The organism is Marinomonas vulgaris (assembly GCF_018145875.1).
Lineage (GTDB): Bacteria > Pseudomonadota > Gammaproteobacteria > Pseudomonadales > Marinomonadaceae > Marinomonas > Marinomonas vulgaris.
Genome location: NZ_JAGSSV010000039.1, coordinates 1 through 8,910, shown reverse-complemented (window position 1 = coordinate 8,910; position 8,910 = coordinate 1). Strand labels below are relative to the sequence as shown.

Annotated in this window: 9 protein-coding genes; 8 read left to right on the top strand and 1 reads right to left on the bottom strand. The window is 43.3% G+C overall.

What is annotated here, in order from left to right:
* Positions 1 to 150: 150 nt before the first annotated feature.
* The 7 genes from J9B83_RS15230 (at position 151) to J9B83_RS15200 (ending at position 7,057) form a co-directional block, all read left to right on the top strand.
* Positions 151 to 1,254 (top strand): hypothetical protein, encoded by a 1,104-nt coding sequence (locus J9B83_RS15230; RefSeq protein ID WP_211537660.1) that lies wholly within the window; start codon positions 151 to 153, stop codon positions 1,252 to 1,254.
* 336 nt (positions 1,255 to 1,590) lie between these two features.
* Entirely contained in the window at positions 1,591 to 2,958 is a 1,368-nt protein-coding gene (locus J9B83_RS15225; protein WP_211537659.1) for a tyrosine-type recombinase/integrase, read from the top strand.
* Positions 2,949 to 3,656, top strand: a complete 708-nt coding sequence (locus J9B83_RS15220; RefSeq protein ID WP_211537658.1) for a hypothetical protein — start codon at positions 2,949 to 2,951, stop codon at positions 3,654 to 3,656. Before J9B83_RS15225 ends, J9B83_RS15220 begins: the two co-directional genes overlap by 10 nt.
* A 113-nt stretch (positions 3,657 to 3,769) precedes the next feature.
* Positions 3,770 to 3,970 (top strand): helix-turn-helix transcriptional regulator, encoded by a 201-nt coding sequence (locus J9B83_RS15215; protein WP_211537657.1) that lies wholly within the window; start codon positions 3,770 to 3,772, stop codon positions 3,968 to 3,970.
* Complete coding sequence (locus J9B83_RS15210) at positions 3,967 to 4,416, top strand: hypothetical protein (RefSeq protein ID WP_211537656.1); 450 nt, start codon at positions 3,967 to 3,969, stop codon at positions 4,414 to 4,416. Before J9B83_RS15215 ends, J9B83_RS15210 begins: the two co-directional genes overlap by 4 nt.
* A gap of 2 nt (positions 4,417 to 4,418) precedes the next feature.
* On the top strand, positions 4,419 to 4,670 hold the full coding sequence (locus tag J9B83_RS15205) for a hypothetical protein (RefSeq protein ID WP_211537655.1): 252 nt from the start codon (positions 4,419 to 4,421) through the stop codon (positions 4,668 to 4,670).
* Complete coding sequence (locus J9B83_RS15200) at positions 4,661 to 7,057, top strand: hypothetical protein (RefSeq protein ID WP_211537654.1); 2,397 nt, start codon at positions 4,661 to 4,663, stop codon at positions 7,055 to 7,057. The genes J9B83_RS15205 and J9B83_RS15200 overlap by 10 nt, the downstream gene beginning before the upstream one ends.
* A gap of 1,259 nt (positions 7,058 to 8,316) precedes the next feature.
* On the opposite strand, the gene J9B83_RS15195 is transcribed toward J9B83_RS15200, so the two are convergent.
* The gene (locus J9B83_RS15195; RefSeq protein ID WP_211537653.1) at positions 8,317 to 8,703 is read right to left on the bottom strand and encodes an SPOR domain-containing protein; all 387 of its coding nucleotides are present in this window, start codon (positions 8,701 to 8,703) and stop codon (positions 8,317 to 8,319) included.
* Positions 8,704 to 8,728: 25 nt separating this feature from the next.
* On the opposite strand from J9B83_RS15195, the gene J9B83_RS15190 reads away from it, so the two are divergent.
* Positions 8,729 to 8,910: transposase (locus J9B83_RS15190; RefSeq protein WP_407944030.1), on the top strand; the 182-nt coding region annotated here is incomplete at its 3' end.

Sequence of the window (8,910 nt, the reverse complement as noted above, 5' to 3'; positions counted from 1 at the left end):
TGAGTTGATGTGACATGGTCAGGCTCGAAGGTTAAAAATGAATTGTCTCATGCGCGGGACTTATTCGCATCTTCCTTTGTCTTCTTATCAGCTTGGTCAAGGCTGCAAGCCAGAAACAAGCGTCAAATAGGCCTGTTGTTAGGAGTTGCGTTGGTTGCGCTTATCGTCGCCCTTAGATCTGGGAGTCAGTTTGATTTTTTTACTCTGATTGAGGGAAACCTTGGTATTGTCGCCATGTTAACAGGCGTCTCTCTTTTAGGCTTGCTACCGGATAGCGTAAAAAAGAGCCCATCGGCTACATCAACGAAAGGGGTGGTGCACACCTGGCTGAGCGTTCACCTACTCGGCGCCGTCATTAATATGTCGGCTATTTTTCTGGTGGGAGATAAATTACAACGCCAATGTACACATTTATCCATGCCACAATATTCAGTTTTAGTACGAGGCTTGACCAGTGCGGGTTTGTGGTCGCCCTTTTTCGCGTCGTTGGCTGTGGCGTTATCCATCGCTCCAGAGGCGCAATTTCATCACCTGGCCATGTTGGGAGTGCCAATGGCACTCTGCTCTTGCCTCATAACCCTCTGGGAATTTAAGCGCAAAGACTACTTATCTGACTTCACCGGCTTCCCCATTGCACTACATTCGCTGCGCTTTCCTGTTTTTCTAGCCTGCTTAGTGATGTTCTTCCATTACTGGGTATTACCCGATACACCCATACTCGCGATTGTGACCTTATTGAGCCCTTTGTCGGTTATTGTTTTATTAACCTTAAAGCACGGCATTAACCGCACCACTCAACAACTAAAAAATCATACACATATCCGCTTACCAAACATGGCTAATGAAATTGCCTTGTTTTTATCCGCAGGCTTTTTAAGCAAAACCATTGGCTTAGCACTCATGGGAACATTCGGCGACAACTGGGCGTTTTTTGATCACTTTGGTCTTATGGAGGGTATTGCATGCTTTGTGGCGATTTGCATTATGTCATTACTGGGCTTGCACCCTATTGTGGGGATTTCATTAATGAGTTCACTCGTACCCGCCACCAGCGTCGATAATACATTATTGGCGTTCGTATCATTAAGTGCTTGGGGAGTAGGCACTGCTATCAGCCCACTGTCCGGTATCAATTTATCCATAGCGGGCAAATATTCTGTCGATAATTTCAAGCTTGCCAGATCAAATTGGCTTTATGGTACGCTTATGGCCTTAGTGGTAACCCTTTCTATGACGATCTTAACATTGATCTAAAAGCACTCTGTGCGATTTTTCAAAACCAACAGCATGATAGGGGCAATAGCCTCCCGTTTACTCATATTTTAGACACAAAAAAGCCGAACACTGGGTTCGGCTTTCGTAACTTACTGATGAGTAAGTATAAATTTTGGTAGGACTAAGCAGATTCGAACTGCTGACCTCTACCATGTCAAGGAAGGTCGATCTAATCCACTGAAACAATAAAATACAACAAAACCTTTAAATTCAATATTTTATATCAATATCATTGTTTCATATGATTGCTGTAAATTGCTAATAATTACCCTATAATGTTTGCAGATCGTTTGCAGATTTAGAAAAGGGATAGTCATGGCAAAGGCAAGTATTACAGGGCTTACAGAGTCCGCATGTAGAGAACACATAGTAAAATCTGGGTATAGAAACGAACTATCTTGTCCTAAGATACTTGGTTTTCACCTTCAAAAGCTAAAAACTGGCGGGTGTTGGCGCTTCCGTTACCATGACTTTGACGGTAAAAAGCGACTGATAAACCTAGGTAAATACACTGGCGATACGGCAAACCGATTAGAAGCCGCAGAGAAAGCCATTATGTATCGCAATCAAGTCAGCCAAGGCTTTGACCCTGCAACAGAGAAAAACGCTAGGAAAGACGCTCAGCGCCAAGCAGAGGCCAGAAGACAAAGCGGCAAATTAGGTTCTTATCTCGATGGTATCTACAGTAAGCACCAGCATAGAAAAGCAAACAACGGCAAACACACTTTAGACATAATTAGAAACCACTTTTCACAGTGGCTTGATACACCTATGGAGCTGCTAACCGTTGCCGACTTTAAGCACTGGCAAAACGCCAAAGAGCAAGAAGGTCTAAGCCATGCAACAGTAAAACGGTCTTTTGGCGCATTACGGACAATGTTTCGTCATGCTGTGAGAGAGCATGTATTGAACGAAGACCCTTCCGCAAAATTCCAACTTGCCCCACCCACAGCACTGGAAAAAGACAAATCAAATGAGGGTGAAGAGCTTAAGTCGAGAAGGATGTTAACCAATACGGAGTTAAGCGCCCTCAGAGCTGGCCTAGACGCTTATAAAGCCCAATTGATACAGAAACGAGAGAATACACGAAATCATGGTAAAGACCGTTTACCGAGCCTAGCAAACCTTGCCCACCCACATTGGTTTTTCCCTTTCTTTCATTTAGCCGCCTACACAGGCTTAAGGTCGGGTGATTTGTATACGCTCAACTGGCAAGAGCTTAATCTGCAATTTAAGCGACTGGTGAAGGTGCCAAACAAGACACGCCATCATAATGACGCGATCAAAGTTGACCTTCCTCTAGATAGCAACATTACACAAATATTGGAGGGGTGGCATAAACAAAATGGCTCACCCACCAGCGGCCTAGTATTTCCATCTGATAGAACGGGATTAAAAATGGATAAGAAAGCCCACCTTACACATTGGCGCAAAGTGTTGTCATTAGGAGGAATAGAAGCAGACTTAGACTTTTACGCTTTAAGACACCACTTTATAAGCCGTATGGTAGCTGGTGGCTTTCCTCTTTTTACAGTAGCACGCTTGGCTGGTCATAAGTCCGTCAAAATGATTGAGCAGCACTATGGGCACTTAGCACCTCACGCCGCCGCCGATGCGCTGGCACTGGTAGCTGATGATTTCAAAAAACAAGAACCAAAGAGTAAGGACGCGAAATGGATGTAATAATTGGTAAAAAGCATAAACATCACGATAAATTCTACTGGCTTTTAGAAGACCGAAATCAGGTGTATGTCTACATCGGCAAAAAGAATGACGAAGATGAGGTAAAACCGACTAGGTGGGTTTACAAAGAAAAGTTTATTGATGTTGCTCTCACTAGAGCAATCATACTAAAAGAAAGCAAAACTTTTGATATTTGTTCAAAATTAGGCTTATTCAGCGATCTTTCGCCAGAATGGGAGGAGCGCTATGAATACGCTTTACATCAATTTAGCAATCCTAAAAAAGGGCGTCGCCCTTCCATTGATGATAATGCGGAGTTAAGAGAACTGGTTTGGGCATTAGCGCACTATTTCAACGGTAAAGCAATTGCAGAGGGGAAAATAGAAAGAGGTAGCTCCTTACCAATAACAGACAACAAAAAAGGCGAATCACTAGCTCACATTTTAGCCGAACACCTACATAAGAGCGAAAAGTCCATAACCAACGCATACAGTTATCAGAACAACATTTATAATGGCTACTTACCAAGCAAAGAATGGGAAGGAGCGGAAGATCACCTTAAGAAGTCTCGACAAAGTCTAAACATGAATAAAGAGCTTTATGAAGGAAATGGCATAAAAGACTACTTGAAAGGAGCATTTTCGCCACAGTGTTTGATTGACACTATCAAATCACGACGCATAAAGCAGCTACCATAAACTAACTAAAAAATCACCCTAATTAATTAGGGATATTATTTAGGAAGAGACTTAAACCCACAACCATCACCATTAGCCTCGTAACACAACAAGCAATCTTACGAGGCTTTTTTATGCAATTAGAAACAACACAAGAAAACCTAAGACTTAAAGACGCAGCGCGCTACCTTGGCGTTTCCCGACCTACCCTATGGCGTTTACAGCAAAATGACCCCAAGTTTCCGCAGGTCATTCGAATTACCTGCCGATGCTGTGTTTTTCGTAAGTCCGACCTAGACGAATATCTAGCCTCTAAATTGGAGGTGTCAGCATGAACGATTTACACGAATTATTTTTAGGCTTACCGCTCGCATTAATACCCACCAGCAACACACCAGCCGTTTACGCCATGCTTCAACTATTTGCCGACGGAAGATTACACGCCCGCGATGAACTAAATCGACTATTTGGCGAAACCTACAGGTCACACCTTCAGCAGTTGCGTGGTGATCGTTACGGCTACTGGCTAATCCATTCATTAAAACAAGAAGGTAGCAGAACCACGTCATTACAGCTGGATCCGCGACACCTAGCAAGCGACCCAGAACAAGACGCAGTTGCCCGCTTAGAGCGTCGCAGTCAGTTAAAACGTGATTCATTTACAGAGGCGCAGCAGGGATGGAAGCGATTACCCAAGGCACATAAAGCCATGCAAGAAGCCGATAAAGATTACCTTAAAAGCCTAGGCGAAGCCGCCAACGACGAAGCAGGGAGCAAGTAACAATGATTGATCAAGATGCGTTTATCCACTTTGTAGCGTCCGCCATGCAAACCTTGGAAAACATGAAACAGTTAGAAGCAGACGGGGAGCTTCACGCGTTTACAGGTGCCAACAGTGCCACTACTGGCTACTACAGAATGACACCCGACAATAAAAACTGTTCAGTGACCGTGGATTACTTCCATGGCAACTACGAAGGATCCGCAACGGTTACTTTTCTAATTGATCACGTCGAGGTATCAAAATGTCACTGAATAATGATGAGCATAAGCCCAGCCTAAGCCTTTCAAGGGTTCTATCAGGTGGCGCCAGCACGACTAAATTAGAGCCTTGGTATGTAAATGTAGAAGCTTTGGTGGAAGCCTTTGCCCCACACAATGTCTCTGTTGGTGGTAAAAATGGTCCTTATTTTGTCAGAGGGTTATGTGATACCCGAAGTGACAAAAGCCTACAAAATGCTCAAAACTTGTTGATCGTTATTGATGGTGATAGCTCTATAAATGAACACGGGGAACCAGTAGACGGAGCGCCATGCCCTAGGCATGTTCACCAAGCTATAAAGCAAGCGGATATAGAGCACATTATCTATACGACACACAGCCACCACAAAAAAGGCGAGCATTATCATAAGTGGCGCCTAGTGGTGCCAAGCGATGCCAGCGCTAAGACCCTAGCCGATGGCGTGGACACTATTATAGATATTTTGCATAGTCAGGGGCTTTTAGTCTTTCCAGTTAAAGAGAATTACGCACTGTCACAGGCGTGGTTTTTTCCTAGGCTGGACCAAGCACGAACGGATAGCTATTACACAGCGTCATACACCGAAGGGCAAAGATTCTGCGTACCCGTTCTACCGCTCAATATGGTTAAGGCTCAAACATACGAACCTAAACAAAATGGCGGCTCTGTGATTGATCAATATTGTCAGCGCACATCATTAAGGGACTACATCGAAGGGCTTGGCTTCAAGCGAATCAGGGATGACCGTTATTTACCACCAGAGAGCACCAGTGGCATTGCAGGTGCAAAAGTGCTACATGGTGACGATGGTATAGACCGCTTATACGTCCATAACAGCAGTAGCCCCTACTATGGTCATGCTTGGAGTGTGTTTGACCTATTCGTTAAGAATGAATGCCTGGAAGACTCAACAGTAGCTATTAAAAAAGCGGCAAATATTTTGGGGATTGAGCACAAACCTACACAAAGCACGCCTAATAAAATGTTTGCTGATTTGAGTAAGTCTTTTATTCATAACGAAGCCAAGACCGAACCTTACCCTATTGATTTAACGGGCGTTGGTATTGAACACCCTATGGGGCTTGCTGGCGAGATTTGCGACTACTTAAACGCAACCGCCCATAGACAAATACCTATGATTTATCCATTAGTGGCGCTTCATTTGATGGCTTTGGTAGCGGGTGATCGTAAAGGACACCACGGCGGTAAGCTTAACTTTTTTACGCTTGCGATTGCTCCCAGCGCGGCAGGCAAAGAGCATGGGCAAGGCTGGTTTGCCCAAATTGCCAGCGAATTAAAGTTAGGGCGTCATGTTGTTGGCTCTATTGCCTCAGATGTGGACATGATACGCAACCTAGTAGACGGTGACGGCCGTTGTTGCTACCGCATAGACGAAATTCAAGCTTTGTTTAATGCCATTAGCAACAAGAACGCTAATACCTACGAAAACAAAATAGGTGACTTACTGCTAACATTGATCACCTCAAAAATGTATCTCTTTGCGGGGAACCACAGACGGCAATTTGAGGAGTATATAAAGCGAGATATTGAGCAAATCGAAAAGAAACAAGCCAAAGCCAATAACGCACCTGATAGCGACCTAGAAGCCAAAGCGGACTTTGAAGAACTCGACTACGAACGCCGTAACCTTAAAGTAAAACTAGAGTTCATTAAAAACGGCTGGCCTGACCCAATGGTTTCAATGATGGGTCACTCAACACCCGAGGGCCTAGACAATATTGTCAGCGCCAAAAACATAAACAGTGGCCTTATCGGGCGTTGCTTATTGTTACGTTGCGCGGACTCACGGGCGCCATTAAACAAGGCTCAAAAAGACTTAGACGCTGAGCACGTAGCAATAAAACAGCGCTTAGAAAGGCTTAAGTTAGAGCACAGGCCCATGACAGCCTCAGCCGAAGCAAAACAAATGTTAGAGAGTATCCGTGCCTTTTATGACGATTATGATAGAAGGAACCACCCTACTCTTGGCGCTGTTTATGCGCGTGCTTTCGAACAGGTGAACAAGGTCTGTAATTTAGTGGCACTTGAGTCGGGAAAAGTTGAACCTCAACACGTCCGTTACGCTGTGGAGCTGGTTTATAGAAGCATTGAAGACATTGGTTACTTGATGCGCAAATCAGAAGCACTAGAGCATGACGCGACCATAGAAGAAATAGCCCAACATACGAGGGAATTAATCACCCGCAACATTCAGCCACTTGGCACCACGCCAAGCCAACTAAAGCAGAATGTAACGAAAAGCTATAAGCGACTAAGAGCCTTAAAAGACAGCAACCAAGGTCAAACGGACTTTTACGACAAGGTACTTGAGTACATGCTAAATGCTGGTGAGATCGAACTGAAACAAGACGGCAGAAAGAGCCGTGTCATGCTGGTGTGAAATGGTGGGTAACTTTAGAGCTTTACCGTAACTTTAGAGTCATGGCGGTATAAGATGAAAGCCTTATGTAGTAAGGGGTAGAGGGTATTTTAGAAGATTAGAGTGGTATTTTCTCTTTTTAATAATTCTTCATTTTTCTTATCTATCAGCTAATAAATCTCTATTTATAGGCAAAATGGTATAAAGCTCTAAAGTCCCCCCCAAGCCAGACATATCAAGGGGTTCACGTTATACCGCTAGACGGTAACGAAACTCTAAAGTTCTAAAGATTACTGATTTAGTGAGTACAAAATGAGTGATGATCTAATGACAGCGGTTGCAATGATGATGGTCATATTCATGAGCCTGTATTTTATGGTTTGCTTTGTTTATTTGAGAGTTGGGCAGATGCCGCCCTTAACGTGGGGGCTGTACTAATGACTTACCCCAAGACAGACGCATTACGCAGCCGAGTAATAGCAACGATCCTAGAAGCCCACCAAGACGGGCAGAGACATCCACCAGCCTATAAGCACATATGCCAGTTGCTTACACACAAAAAAATAGTGACGGGCTATGGTAGGCGATTCGATCCGACGACACTTTACGCGCTACTGTATAGGAGCGGTTATAGAGGTGTGTATGGTGTTATTCAACAAGCAAAAGAGGCCTAGATGGTCTCTTTTTTTTTGCCTGTACCAGATGAAAACCAAAGGTGACAAAAGCTAACATTAGAAGGTTAAACCTTACACCATAAAGGTGCCTCACTTCCCCATTGCCAGGGATCCAGAAGCGTATATTTTCCGCCACGTTACAAGCCCTATTTCGTTTAAGGTGTAAACCCAGACGCGAACCTTCAAACAGTAAGATTATGGACACAATAAAAAAGAAGGTTAATGGACAACCTACGAGATCAAACCATAGTTTTTCGAGGGGGCATTGAGACATGAGAGCAACTTTAAGCTAAATTAATTTTAGTCTCTTTCATTCATTAATTTTTTACAATCGCATCTATTAGCAACACTAAAAGTGAATATTGGGAGCTATATCTACCTTCAGACAAGAGCGAACACATGGGATACTCTTTAACTACCTAACATCTTAACATTGAAGCACTCAACCGCCTTGGAATACATAAATGAGAGGAGATCAACTATAAAAATAGCACTTATTATATTTAGATTAGAGTAAACGAGTTTTCAGATACTCTATAGAAAAAATCACCACATAAGAAAAACCTAAAGTAGCTAAAGGTAGACTAAGCAACACTCCTAGTAGCCTTAATTTTCTGAGTACATGGCTACAATACCATTCAGGCTAAATTCATCTTTTATCTTCTCTTTAAATAGCTCAGCATCTTTACGCAGTATGCCTGCGCCTACATTCACTATAAATAAATTGTCTTTAGTCTTCAAATAAGCAGGATGGCCGTAAGCATTTAACTTTTCAATTAGCTTAGATGCGTTTTCAAGAGATTTAAATGTTGCAATTAGCAGAGTCCAATCTCCATTTTTGGGGAGGCGCTGTGAGACGAGATTTGATTTTTCTTGAGACGCACCAATACCACATTTATCTAAAATTATATCAATAGCCTTGGCACTACCTTTCATAGAATATTTAAACCATACATCTCCTTGCCCATACCAAGGCACACCTTGTAGTGGCATAGTGAATTTGGCCACCTGATTAGAGATGATAAACTTATCTCATAACTTTACAGGTGAACAAATGACTAAACCAAGAAAGCCTAATTTTAGCCCTGAATTCCGTTTAGAAGCGGCACAGCTTGTTATAGAGCAAAATTATAGCGTCGCAGAAGCGGCTGAAGCGATGGGGGTGGGCAAATCCACCATGGATAAATGGGTGAGACAACT